1 protein-coding gene is annotated in these 405 nt (G+C 61.2%); it reads left to right on the top strand.

All coding sequences use genetic code 11. The annotated features are described in order from the left end of the window. Positions 1-325: hypothetical protein (locus tag NE591_RS12895; RefSeq protein ID WP_256156821.1), on the top strand; the 325-nt coding region annotated here is incomplete at its 5' end. Between the last annotated feature and the right edge of the window lie 80 nt (positions 326-405).

Here is a 405-nt window from a genome sequence, read left to right as displayed (position 1 = left end):
CGGAATTCTGCTCGTGCAGCACCACGGGCACGCCGGTCTTCTCGGCCGCTCGGGCCACGGGAATGCACACGTACCCGCCGAAGCGAATAGAGGTTCCTTTGTTGGGAAGGGCGACTGGCTTGGTAGGTTCGAAACGGATATTCGAGAGGCGAAGCGCTCGATTTTGGTGAGGGCCCCTTATGTGAGCGAGGCAGCGGTAAAGAAGCTTCTGCCCGCGCTGCGGGATGCTCGCGAGAGGGGTCTGGAGGTGACTTGCGCGATGCGGAAGCGTGCGGCGAGTGAACGGTCGGATTCCAGAGACGCCGCCGCTGCCGCTCTGCTCTGAGAGGCTGGCATTGAAGCTACTTGGTTTGAGGACGGCCCAACGCGTTTGGCAATCATCGACGACGCTCTTATTTGGTACGG

Origin of the sequence: Adlercreutzia sp. DFI.6.23, assembly GCF_024462535.1 — a bacterium.
Classification (GTDB): Bacteria; Actinomycetota; Coriobacteriia; order Coriobacteriales; family Eggerthellaceae; genus Adlercreutzia; species Adlercreutzia rubneri.
The sequence above is the reverse complement of the archived record's forward strand: the minus strand, read 5'-3'. Positions and strand labels throughout refer to the sequence as shown.